This is a genomic window from Youhaiella tibetensis (genome assembly GCF_008000755.1).
GTDB lineage: Bacteria > Pseudomonadota > Alphaproteobacteria > Rhizobiales > Devosiaceae > Paradevosia > Paradevosia tibetensis.
On the sequence record NZ_CP041690.1, the window covers coordinates 1762399 to 1783394 of the forward strand.

At 63.9% G+C, this 20996-nt stretch carries 19 protein-coding genes, 1 tRNA gene and 2 pseudogenes; 12 read left to right on the forward strand and 10 right to left on the reverse strand.

Annotated elements, in window-relative coordinates:
- Window positions 1-221 precede the first annotated feature (221 nt).
- Entirely contained in the window at window positions 222-926 is a 705-nt protein-coding gene (locus FNA67_RS08400) for a Crp/Fnr family transcriptional regulator (RefSeq protein WP_147655732.1), read from the reverse strand.
- 870 nt (window positions 927-1796) lie between these two features.
- Here FNA67_RS08400 and FNA67_RS08405 point away from each other — a divergent pair.
- From FNA67_RS08405 to FNA67_RS08420, 4 genes and pseudogenes are all read left to right on the forward strand, one after another.
- Entirely contained in the window at window positions 1797-3728 is a 1932-nt protein-coding gene (locus tag FNA67_RS08405; RefSeq protein ID WP_147655733.1) for an autotransporter family protein, read from the forward strand.
- A gap of 164 nt (window positions 3729-3892) precedes the next feature.
- Window positions 3893-4261, forward strand: a pseudogene (locus tag FNA67_RS08410) (SDR family NAD(P)-dependent oxidoreductase); the annotation flags it as partial.
- Window positions 4233-4598: an EamA family transporter gene (locus tag FNA67_RS22475; protein WP_147655735.1), complete on the forward strand. Its 366-nt coding sequence runs from the start codon at window positions 4233-4235 to the stop codon at window positions 4596-4598. The pseudogene FNA67_RS08410 and the gene FNA67_RS22475, both read left to right, overlap by 29 nt.
- A gap of 89 nt (window positions 4599-4687) precedes the next feature.
- Window positions 4688-5182, forward strand: coding sequence for a DUF305 domain-containing protein (locus FNA67_RS08420; RefSeq protein WP_147655736.1), 495 nt, complete (start codon window positions 4688-4690; stop codon window positions 5180-5182).
- 40 nt (window positions 5183-5222) lie between these two features.
- Here FNA67_RS08420 and FNA67_RS08425 read toward each other — a convergent pair whose 3' ends face one another.
- The 5 genes from FNA67_RS08425 to FNA67_RS08450 all read right to left on the reverse strand — a co-directional run bounded on the left by FNA67_RS08425 (window position 5223) and on the right by FNA67_RS08450 (window position 10044).
- Window positions 5223-6524: a cation:proton antiporter gene (locus FNA67_RS08425; protein ID WP_147655737.1), complete on the reverse strand. Its 1302-nt coding sequence runs from the start codon at window positions 6522-6524 to the stop codon at window positions 5223-5225.
- 649 nt (window positions 6525-7173) lie between these two features.
- The gene (locus FNA67_RS08435) at window positions 7174-7569 is read right to left on the reverse strand and encodes a YciI family protein (protein WP_147655738.1); all 396 of its coding nucleotides are present in this window, start codon (window positions 7567-7569) and stop codon (window positions 7174-7176) included.
- 535 nt (window positions 7570-8104) lie between these two features.
- On the reverse strand, window positions 8105-8617 hold the full coding sequence (msrA, locus tag FNA67_RS08440; RefSeq protein WP_049704765.1) for a peptide-methionine (S)-S-oxide reductase MsrA: 513 nt from the start codon (window positions 8615-8617) through the stop codon (window positions 8105-8107).
- Window positions 8617-9063, reverse strand: a complete 447-nt coding sequence (gene msrB, locus FNA67_RS08445; protein WP_147655739.1) for a peptide-methionine (R)-S-oxide reductase MsrB — start codon at window positions 9061-9063, stop codon at window positions 8617-8619. The genes msrA and msrB overlap by 1 nt, the downstream gene beginning before the upstream one ends.
- 105 nt (window positions 9064-9168) lie before the next feature.
- Window positions 9169-10044, reverse strand: coding sequence for a LysR family transcriptional regulator (locus tag FNA67_RS08450; RefSeq protein WP_147655740.1), 876 nt, complete (start codon window positions 10042-10044; stop codon window positions 9169-9171).
- 158 nt (window positions 10045-10202) lie between these two features.
- Between FNA67_RS08450 and FNA67_RS08455 the strand changes: the two are divergent.
- Window positions 10203-10478 (forward strand): annotated as a pseudogene (locus tag FNA67_RS08455) (alcohol dehydrogenase catalytic domain-containing protein); the annotation flags it as partial.
- Between the two features lie 162 nt (window positions 10479-10640).
- Here FNA67_RS08455 and FNA67_RS08460 read toward each other — a convergent pair.
- A tRNA-Gln gene (locus tag FNA67_RS08460) sits at window positions 10641-10714 on the reverse strand.
- A 293-nt stretch (window positions 10715-11007) separates the two neighbouring features.
- Here FNA67_RS08460 and FNA67_RS08465 point away from each other — a divergent pair.
- Window positions 11008-12204: a Ppx/GppA phosphatase family protein gene (locus tag FNA67_RS08465; RefSeq protein WP_147655741.1), complete on the forward strand. Its 1197-nt coding sequence runs from the start codon at window positions 11008-11010 to the stop codon at window positions 12202-12204.
- Window positions 12197-12910 carry an RlmE family RNA methyltransferase gene (locus tag FNA67_RS08470; protein ID WP_049704782.1) on the forward strand — a complete coding sequence of 238 codons (714 nt, stop codon included), beginning with the start codon at window positions 12197-12199 and terminating at the stop codon, window positions 12908-12910. Before FNA67_RS08465 ends, FNA67_RS08470 begins: the two co-directional genes overlap by 8 nt.
- Here FNA67_RS08470 and FNA67_RS08475 read toward each other — a convergent pair whose 3' ends face one another.
- Both FNA67_RS08475 and FNA67_RS08480 read right to left on the reverse strand, forming a co-directional pair.
- The gene (locus tag FNA67_RS08475; RefSeq protein WP_170267256.1) at window positions 12911-14302 is read right to left on the reverse strand and encodes an MFS transporter; all 1392 of its coding nucleotides are present in this window, start codon (window positions 14300-14302) and stop codon (window positions 12911-12913) included.
- A gap of 43 nt (window positions 14303-14345) precedes the next feature.
- Complete coding sequence (locus FNA67_RS08480) at window positions 14346-15737, reverse strand: MDR family MFS transporter (RefSeq protein ID WP_049707924.1); 1392 nt, start codon at window positions 15735-15737, stop codon at window positions 14346-14348.
- 234 nt (window positions 15738-15971) lie between these two features.
- Between FNA67_RS08480 and FNA67_RS08485 the strand changes: the two genes are divergently transcribed.
- The 4 genes from FNA67_RS08485 (at window position 15972) to FNA67_RS08500 (ending at window position 19783) form a co-directional block, all read left to right on the forward strand.
- Window positions 15972-16349, forward strand: a complete 378-nt coding sequence (locus FNA67_RS08485; RefSeq protein ID WP_170267257.1) for a DUF2147 domain-containing protein — start codon at window positions 15972-15974, stop codon at window positions 16347-16349.
- A 185-nt stretch (window positions 16350-16534) separates the two neighbouring features.
- The gene (gene guaB / locus FNA67_RS08490) at window positions 16535-18034 is read left to right on the forward strand and encodes an IMP dehydrogenase (protein WP_049704785.1); all 1500 of its coding nucleotides are present in this window, start codon (window positions 16535-16537) and stop codon (window positions 18032-18034) included.
- A 6-nt stretch (window positions 18035-18040) separates the two neighbouring features.
- Complete coding sequence (locus tag FNA67_RS08495) at window positions 18041-18487, forward strand: MAPEG family protein (protein ID WP_049704786.1); 447 nt, start codon at window positions 18041-18043, stop codon at window positions 18485-18487.
- 12 nt (window positions 18488-18499) lie between these two features.
- Window positions 18500-19783 (forward strand): RsmB/NOP family class I SAM-dependent RNA methyltransferase, encoded by a 1284-nt coding sequence (locus tag FNA67_RS08500; RefSeq protein ID WP_147655744.1) that lies wholly within the window; start codon window positions 18500-18502, stop codon window positions 19781-19783.
- A gap of 163 nt (window positions 19784-19946) precedes the next feature.
- Here the strand turns inward: FNA67_RS08500 and dtd are convergent, their stop codons facing one another.
- On the reverse strand, window positions 19947-20387 hold the full coding sequence (gene dtd, locus FNA67_RS08505) for a D-aminoacyl-tRNA deacylase (RefSeq protein ID WP_147655745.1): 441 nt from the start codon (window positions 20385-20387) through the stop codon (window positions 19947-19949).
- A gap of 122 nt (window positions 20388-20509) precedes the next feature.
- On the opposite strand from dtd, the gene FNA67_RS08510 reads away from it, so the two are divergent.
- On the forward strand, window positions 20510-20992 hold the full coding sequence (locus FNA67_RS08510; RefSeq protein WP_147655746.1) for a TspO/MBR family protein: 483 nt from the start codon (window positions 20510-20512) through the stop codon (window positions 20990-20992).
- Window positions 20993-20996: the final 4 nt, after the last annotated feature.

Consider the following 20996-nt stretch of genomic DNA (forward strand, 5'->3'; position numbering starts at 1 on the left):
CGTCTGTCAGAAATTTGCAGCGGAAAAGGGCGGTGCAACGCCACCACAATGTTGCAAGTGGCAGCCTGTCTGCGCTGGTCGGAGACGTCGCCGGATTGACTCTCGCCAAGGGGTTACTTCGTGCCAAATCCGCAGGACGCTTACGTGGTCAACAGCATCACGCCTGGCCGTGATGCCGACTAGGCCGAAGGCCGGTCGACCTTTCCGGATCCGTGGCCGCTCTAGGCGAGATCGACATAGTCCCGCAATCCCGCTTCATCGAGGATAACGATGTGGCGATCATCAAGGCGAATAAGCCCATCGTTCTGCCACTGGTTCAACACCTGGTTGACCCGCTGGCGGGTGGTGCCGATGAGCTCGGCGATCACCTCCTGGGTAAGTTTCAACTCGAGGCGAACTCCGCCTTCCACCCGATGGCCGCGACTCTTGGCGAAAATCAGCAGACGTTCGGCCAGTCGCCCTTCGGCCCCAAGCTTGGTCAGGGCTTCGATCCAAGCCAGCGCCTCCCGCACGCGCTGCCCCTGGATCAGGATCAGCATCCGGGCAAAGGCAGGGTGCGCATCCACCAAGGCAAGAAAATCTCGGGCGGCAAGGTGCATCAGTGTAGCATCCGTCAATGCCCAGCAATCCATCGTTCGTCCGGCACCATCAATGGTCGAGATGTCGCCCAACCACTTACCGAGCTCGACGATGTTGACTATTGAATGTCGGCCGGACGGCGACAGCGTGCTGTGTTCGACCTGCCCTGACAGACGGGCATAGGCGCCGTCGCTCGGATCGCCCTTGCTGAACAGTTGTTCGCTGGCCACCAGATGCCGGACATGCCCGCGTGCCTCGATGGCAGCGCGCGTCTGCGCCGGCATCGCCGCGTAAGACGGGTTGATCAGTAGGCCAGAAAAATCAGCAGACCTCTCACCAGTGGGCATCGGGTGCAATTCCGGACAAGAGGGACGCAGGCGAAATCATAGTCTTGTTGTGCAGACGTTCAATGACAGATCCATCCGTGGCGAACTGGGCGGCTCGCTCGTCGAAGAGGGCAGGGGGATCACCGTCTCGGCGACACGCCAGCCCATGACACTCGTCACGGGAGACGGTGATCGAGGCCACGGCAATCGAAGATGCCGGAAGAACGTTGTCCCCTGAAAGGCCAAATTCTCATTGGGCAGTAAAGGGTTGACTCGCCTAAGGCAGACCGGTTTCCTACGTCGAGGGGCGAGTGACAGTGTTCACGTCGCCGCCGAAGGAGGCCATTCCGACTGTTGTCGACATCGGATCAGACTGCGGAGAGAGAGCGTGATGCCAAGCGGCCGGTTTGCTCGTATTGATGGCCTGTGGCCAGCGTACTCGCTCCGTATCGCAGGAATCCGACGCTTCTTTTTACCTTCTTTGCCATCGGCCAGGGCCATCGCTCTTTGGAATGCGGCCGTCGTGCCTGCGCTATGTGGCCTGATATGGGTGACAACGCCACAGGCGGCATTGGCCGCGTGCGGGCTCATAATTAGTTCAACCACTCACGTGACCGGATCGGTCGCCTGCCTTAGCTGGGAAGGCGGCGACCTCGACATCGACTGGTATGATACGGGAACGGGCGAGGTCGTGGGGCGGATGAGGCCATCCTTTACACCGGCACAGGTGGCACTTTTCGCAACAACAATCTGGTTTCAGGAACAGACACTGGCTTCGTCGTCCGCGGCGACCTAAGCGATTTCAACAACAACGGCACGACCGAGGGGACCGGCGCCGCCGGCGTCGGCATTCTCATCGAATCGACTGGTTCTGTAAGTCGCGTATGGAACATGGATGATGCCTTCGTGCAGGGGACCGTCGCTGGCATCGACAATGCCGGGCACATTGGCGAGATACTCAATGATCCGGACGGCACGATCCAGGGTGACGATTACGGCATCCGCAATTCCGGCACGCTCGATCTCATCACCAATTCCGGCACCATCCGGAGCGATGGCGTAGCGATCCGCAACGAGATTGGTGGTGCGATTACCCAGATCACCAATACCGGTACCATCGCCGGAGACATAACCAACGCCTCGACCGTAAGTCTGACGCTGAGCGGTGGTGCGGATGCGGCGCACATGGGCATCTTGACGGGTTCGGACGGCACCACCGGCGCAGCGCACCGGGGTTCAATCACCAGCACCGCGGCCAACCTCATCTTCAAAGAAGGCTATCTGCTGCTCAACAGCAATATCGACGTCGGCGCCTATGCGGTCACTAATACAGGCGCCGTCCTGCAAGTGGACAACGCTATCGCCATTACCGGTGACTATGTCCAAACCGGTGGACGGCTGGTCGCGACCGCGAGTAATGGCACCATCGATTATGGCTATCTTTCGGTGTCCGGCGACGCCACCATCTCAAACAGCACCGTTACGGTCTCGGGCCCGAACCTGGCTCTCGACCAGCGCTTTGTGCTTGTCGATGCCGGCGGCACCGGCAGCTACAGCAACAACACCGCCACTGTGGCGGTCACCAACGGTCTTGCCGCCCGCCTGGAACAGGACGGCGAAGATCTAGTCGTTGTGCTGACGCGAGACGATGCCAATACATATACTGCCAAGGGCCGCGCTGCGGGCGGGAATGGCGAGATCATCGGTGTCGCACTGGACGCCATTTTCGATGGCCCCAGCCGCGCCAGCTTCCAGTCCGTTTTTAACGCGATCGACACCCAACCGGGCGACGAACAGGGAGACGCTATCAGGCAGTTGGCTCCGAGCAACCTGATCGGCGCCTCTCACCAGGCGGCCAACGCTCTTGCCGACACTCTTCGCAATCGGCAACTGGCCAGCTTTTCATACTCCGGCAGCGCGCCGGGTGCGCTCGCGCTGCCCTATGCGCCGACCGACGTCATCGACGACCCATTCGCCCAGCTGCTCACGCCGCCGCGCGATGCATGGTCACTCTGGGGCCAAGTCCTGGGTGGTGCGTCGCGGCGCAGCGCTGACGGCGGGGGCGATGAGACGTCAGCCTACAATGTCGGTCTGGTTGCCGGGATCGATCGCCAGTTCTCCGACCGTTTCAGCGGCGGCGCAGCCCTGGGTTGGGTGCAGACCGGCATGACAGGCAGCGGCAATACGAGCGGATCGACCAGCAATTCCCAGACCTATCAGGGCAGCGTCTACGGCACCTTTCGCCAGAGCGGCTTCGTCCTCGAAGGCCAGCTGGGCCTGGGCGGGACCCACACCGAGCAGAAGCGCCCCATCCGTTTCCTGGGCGCCACGGCCGAGTCGAGCTTCGTCGGCCAGCATTACGCTGCCGATGCCCGGATTGGCTATGACCTCCCCCTGGGCGGAGTGACGCTAACGCCTCGCCTGGGCCTGCGCGTCATCCACGCCCGTAGCAACGGCTATGAGGAAACCGGCGCAGGCGCGGCGAACCTGACGATTGAGCCAGCCAGTGCCACCAGCATTGCGCAGGATCTGGGCGCCAGCCTCTCGTGGGGCACGAACACCGCCTTGGGCGACCTAGCCACCGAGATCGGCCTGGCCTGGCTACACGACTATGCCGGCAACAGCGCAACCACTACCGCCACTCTAGGCGGACAGCGACTGGCCGTCACACATTCGGGCGGTGGTGCGGACGGTATCCAACTGGGTCTCGCCGCCTCCCTCCATTCCGCCAACGGCCTTTCGATGCGCATGGACTACACAGGGGAATGGCGCCCCGGCTATCAGGGCCAGAATGGGCAGATCAGGATTTCCAAGGGCTTCTAGCGAGAAGCGTCCACGCCATCTCGTTGAACAGCCAGCCCCGGAATAGCGTGACCTTCTTTTGCCTCACGCCTTGCGTCGCGCCGTCCCCATTCAAGGACTACCTTCCTTCACTCGCTGAACCATCCACGCGTCGAAAAGTTGACTCCTCAACACAGGAGCATCCCATGGGAAGAGATTCGACCGTCGCTCGGCGGAAGGCCATTCGGAAGGAAGTCGCATCGGATGACGCCGAGGCGCCAAAACGGCGATCGGAGGCGATGCGGGCGGGGGCGCGCCAGTATCCGGAACCGCCGTTTCCGCCTCAGCATCAGCCCAAACCCGGCAAGGAAGCGCTGCTGGAACCGGCGCCGATGTATGACGCGCCGTTCTATAAGGGTTCGGGCAAACTCGAGGGCAAGGCGGCCTTGATCACCGGAGGCGATTCCGGGATCGGACGGGCCGTTGCGATCCTTTTCGCGCGCGAGGGCGCGGACGTCGCCATCGTGCATCTGGACGAGGAGCAGGATGCCGATACCACGCACAGGGCAATCGAAGACCGTCAAGACGTTGGGCGCTCTTGACATCCTGGTCAACAATTGCCTTTCGCCCTCAGTGGACGGCATTCGACATCTCATCGGTTGGCTGGTCAGCCTGGCTTGCACTGGCCTGGTACGGGCTGGGCACGCTCGCGCTCGGGAGCTGGCTCTGGTACTCGGGCTGGCACACGCGCAAGGATCAGTGGCCGCGGCCTTCATGGGCGCTATGGCGGCGTCGGCCCTTGCCTTGTCCTATCTGCTTCTGGGCGAGCCATTCCGATGGGTTCATTTGCTTGGCTTCGGGATCGTGTTCGCGAGTGTCCTCCTGATCAGCCAGGAGCATGCGTCGGAGTAACCCCAGCCCGACACCCCTGCGGCTCTCGAGTTTTTTCGAACCGTCGCCCGCCCGTCACGTTGCGTCAGGATGATCCCATGGAGAATCCGATGAGCTATCTACGATCTGCCGCCATGATTGCCACGTCCACCGTGGTGATGTTCGGCCTGATGTACCTGAACACCTTTGCGATCGATCATGTGTTCTGGAGCCAGACAAGAGCGTGGATGGCGCTGCTGATGGGCGCGACCATGGCGGTCATCATGCTGCTGTTCATGCTCAAGATGTACGAGAACCGGACTGCCAATATGGCGATACTCGCTGGAGCGGTGGTCTTGTTCGCCGGTTCGCTATGGCTGGTTCGCAGCCAGGCCACGGTCAGCGACGCCGACTATATGAAGGCAATGATCCCGCATCACTCGATCGCCATCATGACCAGTGCACGTGCGCACATAAAGGACCCGCGGGTTCGTGACCTGGCCGACGGGATCATAAAGGCGCAGGTCCGCGAGATCGATGAAATGAAGGCACTCATCTCCGATCTCGAGGCAAACCCGCCATCTTCCTCTAGCCCCGATCTACCGCCCGGCGTGGCGACGCAGTGAGCATGTCGCCTGTTGCCAGTCCAGGCGGTAGGGGAGAGGTCTACTTCTCGCTGCCATGACTCGCGGGGTCGGACGCGCCCTTCTTCGGCTCCTCGTTTGCGCCGGACAGGTTCAGCCACTGCGCTAGCGGACGCAGGGTCAAGGCCTGGACGATCAGGGAAAAAAGCACCACTGCGTAGGTCGCGGCGAGGATAATCGGCTTGGCGTCCCCGGGCGGGATCGCCAAGGCGAGCGCAACGGAGATGCCCCCGTGTATTCCTGCCCAGCTGAGGAAGACCATGTTCCTGGGCTTGATGTCGAGCCTGACGGGCAACAGGAACGGCACACCGATAGCGGCCACTCTGGCGAGCAGAACCAAGGGGATGGCAAGAGCGGCGACGACGAAGTTTTCCGGTGCGGGAGCCACGATGAGGACTTCCAATCCGATCAACAGGAAAAGCACCGAATTGAGAACCTGATCGATCATCGTCCAGAGTGCTGAAACATAGTTCTCCGTTTCCTCGCTCATTGCGTCCTTGGAAGCCCGACTTCCCACGAGCAGGCCCGCAGCCACCGTCGAAATGGGACCGCTCGCTCCGATACGCTCTGCAATGGCGTAAGTCGCCGTCACCAGAGCAAGGGTGATCAGCACTTCGACCGCGAAATCATCGATGGCGCGCATTGCTCGATAGGCGAGGTAGCCAGTGGTGGCGCCGAGGGCCAGGCCACCGCCCGCTGCCCAGAGTATTTCCAGCGCGGCCTGTTCCACATGCGGCGACTCATGACCGGAGGCGATGCCGACAAGAAACGTAAAGAGCACGATCCCGACGCCGTCGTTGAACATGGCTTCGCCCTTGAGTTCCATCTGGAGCCGGTTAGGCAGCCCGGCACTTTTGAGGATCGCCAGGATGGAAATGGGATCGGTCGGGCAGATCAGCGCGCCGAAGACGAGGGCCCAGGGAAGCGTGACGGGCAGGCTCATGAACTGGCACAGCCACCAGAAACTCAGGCCTACGATCAGCGTGGAAAGAAGGGGCCCGACGAGGGCCAGGTAAGCGACAGGCCCCCGCAGGCTGTGTAGCGCGCGGAAGTCGGTATGCAGCGCCCCGGCGAAGAGGATGAACGCCAGCATTCCATCGATCACCAACCCGGTGAAGTCGAGTTCGCCCAGGGAGCGGGCCACCTCGTCGTATGGCGTCTGCTGAGGGAAGAATATCTCCGCCAGGATTAGTGCGATCGCGACGAAGAGCCCCAGAAGCAGCAGGCCGATGGTCCGCGGCATGCGAAATGTCAGGCCATTTATCCAACCAAAGAGGGCCGACAGAGTCAGGAGAAGTGCCGTCAGTTCAAGAGGTGAAGCCAAGAGATCCTCGCAATGCTGTCGTGGTCAGGCGACGGTGAGGGCCGCACTCAGCGGGTCAGCGCTGCCGAGGAAGGCCGACGCGCATATGTGTCTGAACGAGGCGGCGCCAGATTTGTTCAGTCCGCTTGGCGACGCTGGGTAAACAGCGGCCGTCCGGTTATCTCTGGGAGACCGAGGGCCTTACAGCGTCGCCTCGCTTGCCGTCTGCTGGCTCGCTGGACGTCAGCAGTTAGCCACAGGCGCGGCGGACATGGAGCCACTACACCAGCTCATCTCGCAGTTGCTGCAAGAGCAATTGGCCAGCACAGTTCCTTCGGTAGGCCAGGCGCCGCGCGAATGGGGAAGACGAAGCGCGTGCACGGGCCGCCCGTTCAGTTCAAGATCACATCAGACACGAGAGCCAGCCTGCTCGCCTGGCTCGAGCGACGCGGCGGCAGTGTCGAAGATTTCACATTCCCCTGCCGCGTGCATCCCATTTGGCCTGATGGGTGGTGGGGTCACCTCGGCGCCGCAGACTCCGCGGAGAGCTTGAGCGGTGCACGACGTCAGGCATTTTCTAGCCACGGCCGTTTGCCGTTGGCGCATTGGACCATATCCGCGTCGCGCACTCGCGCCACCACCGCAGCGGCCGCTTAAGGCTCTCACCTGCTCATGGTTGGTCCTCGCGGTTGAAGAAGATGGAGCGATCCTGTCCGGTCTTGCTGTGTTGCTCATCGAGGATGGGGCGCAACTCGAGAATGCCGACCGGCGGACCGCTCATCGCCAGGTCGATCGCTTCGTCGAGATCTTGCGCCTCTATGACCATAAATCCGGCTATCCATTCCTTTGTTTCAATGAACGGTCCGTCGGTCCGCAAGACGCGGCCATCGCGCGCCTTCAGCACCACCGAGGTCTCCGGTCCCTTCAAGGGGCTGGCCATGTGGAGTTTGCCGGCCTTGAACAGCGCTAAATCCTGTTCAATGCATGCATCCTTGACGCTTACGCTATCCGGACTTTCCGGCGCTTCTGAGTCGTGGTCCGAATAGACGATGCAAAGGTACTTCATGGTTTTCTCCCTCTGGGCGTGTTCCCCTAGTCGCGCCGCCCGCCAGGATTTCGACACGCGTCCGAGTATTTGCCACAGGAAAGCTTCACTGTGAGGATCGGGCGCCGGGCGCGGGATAGGGGCGGTGATATTCAACCCTAGTCCGCAAGAGCTAGAGGCGAGCAAGGGTACCGGCGATAGTGATTAGCCATGGAGGTATAACCATGGTTCGACTGCTACTTTTAGCCCCTCTTACTGTCCTCCTCGGACAGCCTGCTTTGGCAGCGCCTCCTTCCCCGAGCACCAACTGGGGACAGCAGGTGAAGGCGGCCAATGAAACTAACGGATATCCTGGTGGCACCAACCGCGGCGCATATGTCCGGGAACAGGCGCGAGACGCCGAGGGACCAGGCTACGGCTACGAAATACAGACTTTAGCGCCCATCGGCGGCCAACCTGCGCCTCATAATCGTTGAGGGTTCTGGCAACCGCAGGCGGCCCCAAGATCCCCGGGGCCGCTTCGACTTGTTGAGCCTCTGTCGAGGGCAGCGAACAGTTAGGCTGCAGATCCGGTCCTGTGAGGCAGCACCCAGTTCGGACGCGGAAAATGACAGGTGTATCCGTTCGGGATGCGCTCAAGGTAGTCCTGGTGCTCAGGCTCGGCTTCCCAGAAATCACCGACTGGTTCGACTTCGGTGACGACCTTGCCTGGCCATAGCCCGGATGCTTCGACGTCCGCGATCGTGTCGAGCGCAATCGCCTTCTGCTCATCGCTGGTGAAGAAGATCGCCGAACGGTAGCTCGTGCCGCGATCGTTTCCTTGACGGTTGAGCGTCGTCGGATCGTGGATCTGGAAGAAGAACTCCAGCAATTGGCGATAGGTGGTTTGCGAGGGATCGTAGGTGATCTCGATCGCCTCCGCGTGGGTGCCGTGGTTGCGATACGTCGCGTTCTGCACATCCCCACCTGTGTACCCGACCCGAGTCGAGATTACGCCCGGACGCCTGCGGATGAGGTCCTGCATGCCCCAGAAGCATCCACCGGCCAGAACAGCACGTTCAGTCGCCATCAGATATCCTCCACTTGGTTGAGATAGGCTCCGTAGCCTTGGCTTTCCATCTCCGCGCGCGGCACGAAGCGCAGCGACGCCGAGTTGATGCAGTAGCGCAAGCCGCCGCGATCGACCGGCCCGTCGGGGAAGACGTGGCCGAGATGGCTATCACCGTAAGTCGAACGCACTTCCGTGCGGATCATTCCGTGGCTGTTGTCGCGCAGTTCATTTACGTTCGCGGGCTCGATCGGCTTGGTGAAGCTCGGCCATCCGCAGCCGGACTCGTACTTGTCCGAGGACGCGAAGAGCGGCTCGCCCGAGACGATATCGACATAGATGCCCGGCTCCTTGTTATGGAGAAGGGCACCGGTCCCGGGGCGCTCGGTTCCGCTCTGCTGCGTCACTCGATATTCCTCGGGGGTCAGGCTGGCGATCGCTTCTTCTGTCTTCTTGTAGGCTGCCATTGGATACTCCTTCGGATTTCTCTGTTGCAGAAGATGGTTATCCGATCCCGGTGAGTCCAATGCACTTCGGCTATAATTTCCATGTGCTCCTCGAATGCCGGCGGCTTATGCCCAACTAAACTGTTCGACCAGCACGCGAAGCTGTCGCAGCGCCAAGGGTGTGCCCGATCCCGAAATGGTCTGGAACGCTACCACGCGAGCGAGGTCGATCGTGTCGACTGGGCGTAAGGCGAGGCCTCCGACGATTGCTGAGCGCTCGGGCAGCATGCAAACGCCGGTGCCCTCTGCCACGGCCTGTTGTATCAGATCCTCGCGCTCGGATCGAAGCCGCGGAATCATGATGATTGTGCGTTCGCGCAGGTGGTCCTGCACCCGGGAGCGGAACTCGCATTGGATGCGATCGAGATAGGGGAGTTCCGATAGCTCGGCCAGAGTTACCGAAGCGTGGTTCGCCAATATGTGCCGCTGCGCCATCGCCAGCAGCAGCCGCTCCCGAAACATTTCAACTGTTGCGATCTTGTTGTTTCCGGCAACCGGGTCGGTGCAAAAACAGCCATCAATCTGACCGCCGAGCAGGTATTCCAGACTCACATCACGGGTGATGGGGCGGAGAACCAGTTCCAACATCGGCATCTGGTTAAGAGCGTGTTGGAGGAAGCCGGTGACCAGCGCCGGGGCGATGGTGTTGACGATGCCTAGCGTTAGCGTCTCGCGTCGACCGTGGACCCGATTGAGAGAAATCGCGCGAACCCGCTGCTCGCTCTCTGCGATCGCCGCGAACTCAGATCGTATTTCGCGGCCGAGCGCGGTCAGTCGACTATCCTTGCCGTCGCGATAGACCAGCGTTCCGCCCAGCTCCTGTTCGAGACGCTGGATTGCGCGGGTGAGGGTGGGTTGCGAAATCCCGCTTCTCATGGCCGCTTCGGTGAAGTTGAGGGTGTCCGCCAGGTTCAAGAAGTATCTGATCTGGTTGAGTTCCATTACCTCATCCTCGCCGTCTTGCTTGCGCCGCCTCTGGACGGGCACGGCTGATCCATAATGCAATTTTCTGCCCGCACGGAATCTATACACACCAGCTATCGCCGGTGACGAATTCGCCGCCTGCCAGACGGCAGCGGCCGACCCCAGGAGACCAGCCGATGAAAGTAATCACGGTAACGGACCAGAACGCCGGGTGGCTGGTATGAAGCTGATGGATAGACCCGAGCCAAAGGCCGCGATCAACGATGTCGTGTTTCAGGTCGAGGCGGCGGGCTTTGTCAACACAGAGCTGGAGTGGCCTTCGACCTGGCGATCGCGCCTCCCGCGCCCGGACGCCATCGATCCTTGGGCATGAGCTGGCCGGTGTCGTCACAAGGCTGGGGTACGGCACGACGAGGCTATCGATTGGCCAGCGCGTCCTCGGTCTATCTGAGCTCGTGACAAGCGCCCGTCTATTGCAGGCAAAGGTCTGAAACAGCTCCCCAGCGACACCACGATCCGAATCGTCTCTGGTGGCCAACTCGCTGGGAAGCCACGCGATCTGTCCGGCGGAAGTTGGTGCCAACTTGCTGGGAACATTCAGTTTGCTGAGAGGCTGGCTGGGGAACCTGGATTCGAACCAAGATTAACGGAGTCAGAGTCCGCTGTTCTACCATTGAACTATTCCCCACCGGGTGGAGGCGCGGGGCCTTTCCGGGGGCCGGGCGCGGGGCTCGGCGGGCTGCCCTCGGGCAGCGCGGGCTCTACATAGCGACACGAGTCTGCGATTGCAAGCAGCAACAAGAGCCTGTGTGAAAAACTCACAGGAGCCTGCCGGACCCGCCCTGGCGGGCAGGCACGATGGCGTGGGCGCCATTGCGCTAACCCCCACCATGCTCTAGGTTCATCGTGACATGTAATTGAACTGCGCCCGGGCGCGCGCCGGTTTCGACCGGCACGGCGACCGCGCAGACGGAGAAACAAGTGACCGATTCCGATCGGTCCGCAGCTGCCGCCGCTCCCGATGGGACGGCGCGGCGCCGCAACCGGGGCAACTCCCGCCCGGGTCAGATCGCCAAGGGAAGCCCGCCGGCTTCCAAGGGCGAAGCGGATAGGCGGACAGGCAACGCCCCGAATCCGTCGCCGCGCCGGGCGCGCGGTTCGGTTTATGCAGCCCTCGACCTCGGTACGAACAATTGCCGCCTGCTGATCGCCAGGCCGAACGAACATGGCTTCCGGGTCCTGGACGGGTTCACCCGCATCGTCAGGCTCGGGGAGGGGGTCTCCTCCACGGGGCGCCTGGGTGACGCGGCCATGGACCGCACTATCGAGGCGCTCAAGCTCTGCCGCAACAAGCTGCGTGACCACGAGCCGGCCCGCATGCGCCTGGTGGCGACCGAAGCCTGCCGCGCCGCCGAGAACGGCTCGGAATTCCTCAAGCGCGTCGAGGACGAGGTCGGGCTGGTGCTCGAGATCGTCGACCGCCGCACCGAGGCCGAACTGGCCGTCACCGGTTGCGCGGACCTCATCGAGAAGGACGCGCAGGGCGCGCTGATGTTCGACATCGGTGGCGGCTCGTCGGAGCTCGCCTGGCTGGATTTCCGCGGCGGCAGGCCGCGCAGCCAGGGGCGCATGGCCGCTTCCATCCGGTCCTGGCAATCGCTGCCGGTGGGCGTGGTGTCAATCGCCGAGCGCTTCGGAGGCGTGGACGTGACGCCCGAAACCTTCGAGGCCATGGTGGCTTACGTCGCCGGACACCTGCGTCAGTTCCGGGGCAGGGAGAAGCTGCGCCAGATGATCGCCGAGCACCCCGTGCACCTGATCGGCACCTCGGGCACGGTGACGACCCTGGCGGGCCTGCACCTGGGCCTCGAGCGCTACGAGCGCCAGAAGGTCGATGGGCTGTGGATGACCAACGGACAGGTCATGGAGACCATGAAGGTGCTGCTCGGCATGCCGTTCGAGCGCCGCACCAACCATCCCTGCATCGGGCGCGACCGCGCCGACCTGGTGCTGCCCGGCTGCGCCATCTTCGAGGCGATCCGCCGCGAATGGCCGACCGAACGCGTGCGGGTCGCCGACCGTGGCCTGCGCGAGGGCATCCTGATTTCCCTGATGGACGCGGACCGCACGTTCAAGCGCCCGTCGCGACCGGCCCCGAGGAGCAGCCGTTATGCCTGAAATTCCAACCGGGAAAGGCGCAGGACGCCGTTCGGACCGTGACCTCAAGGTGCGCGTCAAGACCGCGCGCAAGCGCAAGCTCTCCTCCACGCTCTGGCTGGAACGCCAGCTCAACGACCCCTATGTCGCCAAGGCGCGGGCCGAGGGCTACAAGTCGCGCGCGGCCTTCAAGCTCATCGAGCTCAACGACAAATACAAGCTCCTGCGCAAGGGCATGCGTATCGTCGATCTCGGCGCGGCACCCGGCGGCTGGTCGCAGGTGGCGGCGGCCGAGATCGGCTCGACCGACGAGCGCCCGCTGATCGTGGGCATCGACTATCTCGACATGGACCCGATTCCCGGCGTGATCCTGCTCAAGAAGGATTTCACCGAGGACGATGCGCCCGACATGCTGATCGAGGCGCTCGGCGGGCACCGGCCGGACCTGGTGATGTCGGACATGGCAGCGCCCACGACGGGCCACCGGGCCACCGACCACCTGCGGATCATGCACCTGGTCGAGATCGCGGCGGACTTCGCCATCCAGGTGCTCAACCCCGGCGGCGCCTTCATCGCCAAGGTTTTCCAGGGCGGTACGGAGCACCAACTGCTCCACGACCTCAAGCGCAACTTCGCTTCGACCTTCCATGCCAAGCCGCCTTCCAGCCGCTCGGATTCGGCGGAGGCTTACCTCGTCGCCAAGGGCTTCAAGGGGCGCAGCGAGTAGCTACTCGCCGCCTGAGGCTCCCACGCCCTCCTGGGCGAGATGTCGGCCGGCATCGCGCGGCAGCCTGAGGAACATGATCACCGACACCGCGCACACCGCCGCCACGATGGCGAAGGCGATGCGGAAATCCGCCACCACCAGTTCGCCGCCGCGCATCAGATGGCTGGCCTCGAGAATGCCGCCGCCGAGCGCGACGCCGAGGGCGAAAGTCAACTGGCCCCAGACCTGCGCAATGACATTGGCGCCCCCGACATCCTTGTCGTCGATATCGGCGAAGGTGAAGGCATTGCTGCCGGTCCAGAAGGTGGACTGGGCGAAGCCCGAGATGATGAGTATGCCGATGATGATCGCGCCGGGCGTGGTGGCGTCGTAGAAGGCGAAGGCGGCGATGCCGAGCGTGGTGACGAAGGTGGCCAGCGCCAGCGTATTGCGGAAGCCGAACCTTTCGAAGAGCCAGGTCGCCACGAACTTGGCGGCGAGGGCGCCGATGGCGCTCGAGAAGGTGACCATCCCCGATTCGAACGCCGTCATGCCGAAGACCAGTTGCAGCATGAGCGGGAAGAGGAAGGGCGTGGCGCCAAGCCCCAGCCGGAAGAAGGTGCCGGCCACGACGGCGGTGCGGAAGTAGGGGAAGCGCAGGAGGCGCAGGTCGAGCAGGGGATGCTCGACCCGCAGCGCATGGGCGACATAGAACCCGCCCAGCACGACGCCCAGCACCATGGCGATGAAGCCGTAATAGGTCGGCAGCGCCGGCAGGCTCACCACCGAGACGCCGAAGACGAAGAAGGCGAAGGCGGAGCCGGCGAGGAAAAAGCCCGGAAAATCGATGGCTCGTGGCGCGTTGCGCTTGGTGTCGGGCAGGAAGGCGCCGACGAGCCAGATGCCCAGGATCCCGATCGGCACGTTGATGAGGAAGATCCAGTGCCAGGAAAGATAGGTGGTGAGGAACCCGCCGAACGGCGGGCCGACGATGGGGCCGATGAGCCCCGGAATCGTGAGCCAGGCCATGGCGTTGACCAGTTCGTTGCGCGGGGTGGCCCGCACGAGGACGAGACGCGCCACCGGCGTCATCATCGCGCCGCCCATGCCTTGCAGGAACCGTGCGGCGACGAAGGCGGTGAGGGAGTTGGAGTGCGCGCAGGCGACCGAGCCGAGGACGAAGACCGCCATGGCGCCGCGGAAGACGTTACGTGCGCCGAAGCGGTCTGCCATCCAGCTGGAGACGGGGATAAAGATGGCGAGGGCGACGAGGTAGGAGGTGAGCGCCAGCTTGAGGGCGATGGGTTCGGTCCCGATATCCCTTGCGATATCGGCCAGTGACGTCGCGATCACCGTCGAATCCATGTTCTCCATGAACAAGGCGACGGCGAGGATAAGTGGCGTCAGGCGCATGGCAAATCGGTAAAATTTGAAAACAAAAACGGGTAGTGCGCGATCACTCTTTGCTTTCCGCGAAGGCGTTTCCGCCCGGTGCGCGGTGTCCCGAAACCTGGTGGCCGGCATCGGGCGCCAGGCGCAGGAACGACAGCGCCGCGCAGGCCGAGAAGATGCCGACGACCCAGAACGCGACGTGGAAGTCGTTGAGGTTGAGCGGCCCGGCATGGGTGCGCGAGGAGATTTCGAGCAGCGCGCCGGCAAGGGCGACGCCGGTGGCGATCGAAAGCTGCTGCATGACCGCGTTGATGGCGGTGGCCTGGCTCATGTCGGCTTCATCCACATCGGCAAAGCTGAGGGCGTTGACGCCAGTGAAGGTGATGGAGCGCAGCAGACCCGTAAGCAGCAGGACGCCCATGATGAGCGCAATCGGCATGCCCGGCGAGAAGAAGCCGTTGACGAAGATGAAGAACCCGCCCACGCCCGCGCCGAAGCTGAGCACGGTGCGGAACCCGAAACGCGCATAGGTGCGCTCGGCCAGGAACTTGGAGGTGATGGCGCCAATGGCGCTCACGAAGGTGACAAGGCCGGATTCGGCCGGGTTAAGCCCGAAGGCGAGCTGGAGCATCAGCGGCAGCAGGAAGGGGATGGCGCCCACCCCGACGCGGAAGATGTTGCCACCGAGCGCGGCGGCACGGAAGAGGGGGTAGCGGAACATCCTGGGATCGAGCAGCGGATACTCGGTGCGCCGGGCATGGAGCAGGTAGAGCAGGCCCGCCGTGACGCCGACGGCGATGGTGAGATAGCCGTAGACGATGGGCAGGGCCGGCAGGCTGACCACCGAGAGGCCGAAGACCAGGCCCGAGAAGGCGATGCTGGTGAGGACGAACCCGACGAAATCGATGGGTCGGGGCGTGCGCACGTCGAGCACCGGCAGGTAGCGCGAGGCGAAGACGATGCCGGCCAGCCCGATCGGCACGTTGATCCAGAAGATCCAGTGCCAGGAAAGGTAGGTGGTGAGGAAACCGCCGAGCGGCGGGCCGACGAGCGGGCCGATAAGGGCAGGGATGGTGAGCCAGGCCATTGCCGAAACGAGCTCGTTGCGCGGCGTCGAGCGCACGAGGAGCAGGCGGCCCACCGGGGTCATCATCGAAGCGCCAGCCCCCTGGAAGAAGCGCGAGATGACGAAGGTCGGCAGCGAATTGGAGAAGGCGCAGGCCACAGAACCCATCACGAAGACCAGGATCGCCAGCCGGAAGATGTTGCGGGCGCCGAACCGGTCCGACATCCACCCGCTGATGGGGATGAAGATGGCGAGCGAGACCAGGTACGAGGTCAGCGCCAGCTTCAGCGCCACGGGCTCGGTGCCGATATCGGCGGCGATGGCGGGCAGGGACGTGGAAATGACCGTGGAATCGAGCTGTTCCATGAACAGCGCGACCGCAAGGATCAGGGGCGTTATCCGCAAGGAAGGCATGGCAAGGACCGGAACTAGCGGCCAGGGGAGCGCGGCCGCGCGGCAGGTATGGTTGTCGATAGTCCTGAGTCCGGCCACTTGGCAACTCAAACCGTCCGCACCCCTGCAAAAGTCGGATGGCGCCGGGCGAAGGCGTGGTTAACGAAAGGCAACCCGTGCCGCCTCAGTGCGTTCTCTCTCCCAGGACGAAACCACCCGAGGAGAGAGCGATTGGCTATCAAGCAACTGGTTCTCGCCACTCTTTTCTGCGTGCCTGCGTTGACGGCCTTCGCGCAGGAGCCGAACCCCGAGGGGACGTGGCGCGACGAATACGGGACGATCTTCCAGATATCGCTGTGCGGCGACGGCACGGGGCTGTGCGCCAAGCTCATCGACGTGCAGGGCAAGTCGCGGACGGAAGAGAACCTGGCCTATGTCAACCAGCAGGTGCTGCAGGCAGACCAGACCGCCGAGGCGGAGTGGAAGGGCACGGTGATCTACAACGGCAGCGAAGCGGGAGCGACCATCAACCAGAACGGTCCCGATACGCTCAGCATCACCGGCTGCCGGATGATCCTTTGCCAGACCCTGGTCTTCAACCGCATGTGACGACCGGGCCGGATCGGGTTCCACGGGCTGTCGCAGCCCGCCGGCGCTGCGACAATGCCGCCCCCTTTGCAAACCGTCATGCCGGTGATATTGACCCTCGCCAACCTGAATGCGGGTGAGTCCCTCGACTCCCCCTTCGATTCCATCATTTCTGACGTTTCTCAGAGGCAGGAAGGGTCTGGCCCTTGGCGAAGATCATTACAACTATCACTGGTGATATGGCGCTCACGTTCGACGACGTGCTGCTCCAGCCCGCGCGCTCGGACATCCTGCCCACGCAGACCGACATCCGCACGCGGGTGACCAAGGACATCGAACTCAACCTGCCGATCCTCTCCTCGGCCATGGATACGGTGACCGAGGCCAACATGGCCATCGCCATGGCGCAGGCCGGTGGCCTGGGGGTCATCCACAAGAACCTGACGCCCGAGCAGCAGGCCGAGCAGGTTCGCCAGGTCAAAAGCTTCGAAAGCGGCATGGTGGTGAACCCGATCACCATCGGCCCGGACGCCACCCTTGCCGATGCCCTGGCGCTGATGGAGCGCAACCGCATCTCGGGCATTCCGGTGGTCGAGAACGGCGGCACCGGTGGCCGCATGGCCGGCAGGCTCGTCGGCATCCTCACCAATCGCGACGTGCGCTTCGCCTCCAACCCGCGCCAGCGCATCGCCGAGCTGATGACGCACGAAAACCTGGTGACGGTTCGCGACGGCGTTTCCAAGGATGACGCCAAGCGCCTGCTGCACAAGCACCGCATCGAAAAGCTCCTGGTGGTGGACGAGAACGGCCGCTGCGTCGGGCTCATCACGGTCAAGGACATCGAGAAGGCCCAGCTCAACCCCAACGCCGTCAAGGACGCCCAGGGACGCTTGCGCGTCGCTGCCGCCTCGGGCGTGGGCGATGCCGGCTTCGAGCGCTCCATGGCGCTGATCGAAGCGGGCGTGGACATGCTGGTAATCGACACCGCCCACGGCCACTCGACGGGCGTGATGGGCATGGTCGAGCGCGTCAAGCGCGAGAGCAACTCCACCCGCATCATGGCCGGCAACGTGGCGACGGCGGAAGCCGTGCGGGCCCTCATCGACGCCGGCGCCGATGCTGTCAAGGTCGGTATCGGGCCGGGCTCGATCTGCACCACGCGCGTGGTCGCCGGCGTCGGCGTGCCGCAGCTGGCGGCCGTGATGTCCTGCGCCGAGGAAGGCGACAAGCACGGCGTGCCCGTGATCGCCGACGGCGGAATCAAATTCTCAGGAGATATGGCTAAGGCCCTGGCCGGCGGCGCTTCCTGCGTAATGGTTGGCTCGCTCCTGGCGGGCACCGACGAAAGCCCGGGCGAGGTCTATCTCTACCAGGGCCGCTCCTATAAGTCCTACCGCGGCATGGGCTCGGTGGGCGCCATGGGCTCCGGCTCGGCCGACCGTTACTTCCAGCAGGACGTCAAGGACTCGCTCAAGCTCGTACCCGAGGGCATCGAGGGCCAGGTGCCCTACAAGGGCCCGGTGGGCGCGGTGCTCCACCAGCTCCAGGGCGGCCTGCGGGCGGCCATGGGCTATACCGGCGCGCACACCCTCGAGGACTTCCGCAAGAACTCCACCTTCGTCAAGATTTCTGGCGCCGGGCTCTCGGAAAGCCATGTCCACGACGTTTCCATCACGCGCGAAGCGCCGAACTATCGCGGCCGGTAACCGGCGATGAGCGCCAACGCCCTCTGGCTGCTTGCGGCACTCTGGGTGCAGGGCGCTCTGGCATTGGCGCTGGTCTGGATACTGGGCCGGCGCCGGCTGCCGCTGATCGGGCAGGGGACGATCGCGATAGACGAAATCGCGGTCTCCAAGCATCCCTGGCCGCTCAGGGCGCAACTGGCATCGAACGCGCTGGACAACCAGTTCCAGTTGCCCGTGCTGCTCTACGTGGCCGGCTTTGCCGCGCTCCATCTCGGCCCGACCCTGCTCGAGGTGGCGCTGGCGTGGGTGTTCGTCGCCAGCCGACTGGTGCATGCCGCCATCCACGTGACCAGCAACCATGTGGTGCGGCGGTTTTCGGCCTATATGATCGGCTACATCGCCATCATCGCCCTCTGGATCGACCTGGCCGTGCGGCTGGTCGCCCTGGCCCTTGCGGGCGGGGTTCACTCGTAAGGTTCTCTTTCAATGCGTCTGCCCGGCCGACTGTCCGCCGCCATCGAAGTGCTCGCCGACATGGAGGCGCGCAAGCGTCCGGTTTCCGAGGCGCTCAAGGCCTGGGGCCTCAACAACCGCTTTGCGGGGTCGGGCGACCGGGCCGGTATCGGCAACATGGTCTATGACGTGCTGCGCCGCCGTGCGTCCCATGCCTGGGCGATGGGCTCGGACGATCCGCGCGCGCTGGTGCTCAGCGTAGCCGTGCGCGAATGGGGCGAGACGCCCGAAGGGCTCAACGCAGCCTTTGAGGGCGACAACTTCGCGCCCGCGCCCATCACCGCGGAAGAGGCGACGCGCCTGACCGCGCACGATCCGCTGGCCGGCGCGCCCGATGCCGTAAAGGCCGATATTCCCGATTGGGCCGGCCCCTCGCTCGCCTATCTCGGCGACTGGGTGGCCGAGGGCCGCGCCATGACCGAGCGACCGCCGGTGGACCTGCGGGTCAATACGCTCAAGGCCACTTCCGACAAGGTCCGCAAGGCGCTCTCGCGCTTCACCCCCGCCGATACCTTCGCGGCCAACGGGCTTCGCATGTTCGCGGGCGGCAAGGATGCGCGCACGCCAAACGTGCAGTCCGACGAAGGCTACATCAAGGGCTGGTTCGAGGTGCAGGACCTCGGCAGCCAAGCGGTCGCGACGCTGGCCGGCGCCCGTCCGGGCGAGCAGGTGCTGGACCTCTGCGCCGGCGGTGGCGGCAAGACGCTGGCGATGGCCGCCGACATGGGCAACAAGGGCCAGATCTTCGCCTATGACAGCGACCGCTCGCGGCTGGCCCCGATCTACGACCGGCTCAAGCGCAACGGCGTGCGCAACGTGCAGGTGCGCGCTCCCGAGCCGGGAGCGCTCGACGACCTCGCAGGCAAGATCGACCGTGTGCTGATCGACGCGCCGTGCACCGGCACGGGCACGTGGCGGCGGCGGCCGGACACCAAGTGGAAACTCTCCTCCGAGCAGATCGCGACGCGCCTGGGCGAGCAGGCGGCGCTGCTGGTCGAGGGCGCGACCTATGTGAAGGCAGGCGGGCACCTGGTCTACGTGACCTGCTCGCTGCTGGCCGACGAGAACCGGAATCAGATTGAGCGGTTTCTCGCAGAACATGCTGATTTCAAAGCGGTTTCCGGCGAAGGGCTTTGGAACGAAGCCTTTGGCGAGGCGGTTGGGACGCCGTATTTCGGACCCGAAGGCGGCGTGACGCTGACCCCGCACCGGACGGGAACGGATGGGTTTTATGTCTGCGTGATGCGGCGGGGGTAGGGCCGCGGCTCGCGGCCTCGCCTGACCGAAGATCCTGCGCCCCTGGCTCCCCCTCACCCGCCGCTGCGCGGCGACCTCTCCCCGACGGGGCGAGGTGGCGGAGTTGCCGGCACGATGATGCCACACTAACGTTCTCCAACCACGGAAGCCGCCTCGGGAGCGCCTAGCTTTCCGTATCCAGCCAGATCGTCACCGGCCCATCGTTGGTCAGCGAGACCTTCATGTCCGCGCCGAACACGCCGTTGGCCACTTCCATTCCCTCGGCGCGCAGCGTGGCGGAGAAGCGCTCATAGAGCCTGCGGCCGTCATCGGGCGCGGCGGCGGTCGAGAAGCCGGGGCGATTGCCCTTGGTGTCGGCCGCCAGCGTGAACTGGCTGATGACGAGCGCCGCGCCGCCGATCTCGAGGAGCGAGCGGTTCATGCGGCCGGCGTCATCGGGGAAGATACGCAGCTTGGCGACCTTGCGCGCCAGCCAGTCCGCCTTCTCGTCGCTATCACCCTGCATGGCGCACACCAGCACCAGCAGACCGCGTGCAATCGCGCCGACTGTCTCGCCGTCGACGGCGACGGCCGCGGAGGAAACGCGCTGGATGAGGGCTCGCATGGAGGTCTCCGATTGGTCTGTCGCGGGGATAGCCGCCGCCCGCCGTCGATGCAACCGGGTGAACCGAAACGTTCCGCGCTTCGTTAGGAGAAGAAGCAATATCCAAACGAAGGCAGCAGACGATGAACAGCCTCGCAATCGACTATCGCAGCCCCAGGTCCCTGGTGATCCTCGCCATTTTCCTGGTCGTCGTCATCGGCATGGGCGCGCTGATCGGCATCAACACCGCCCCGGGCGAGTGGTACGCCTCGCTCAACAAGCCGCCGTTCAACCCGCCCAACTGGGTATTCGGCCCGGTATGGTTCACGCTCTACGTGCTCATCGCCATCGCCGGCTGGCGCACCTTCATGCGCGACAGCGGCGGCACCGAGATGAAGGCGTGGTTTGGCCAGATGCTCCTCAACTGGGCGTGGTCGCCGGTGTGGTTCACGCTGCACCTGCTCTGGCCGGCCTTCGCCGTGATCGTCGTGATGTGGCTGCTGATCGTGGCGTTCATTGCCGGCTCGTGGCGCAAGGACCGGGTCTCGGCGTGGCTGTTCGTGCCGTACCTCGCCTGGGTCAGCTTCGCGTCCCTGTTGAATCTATCTGTCGCCATCCTCAACTAAGTTA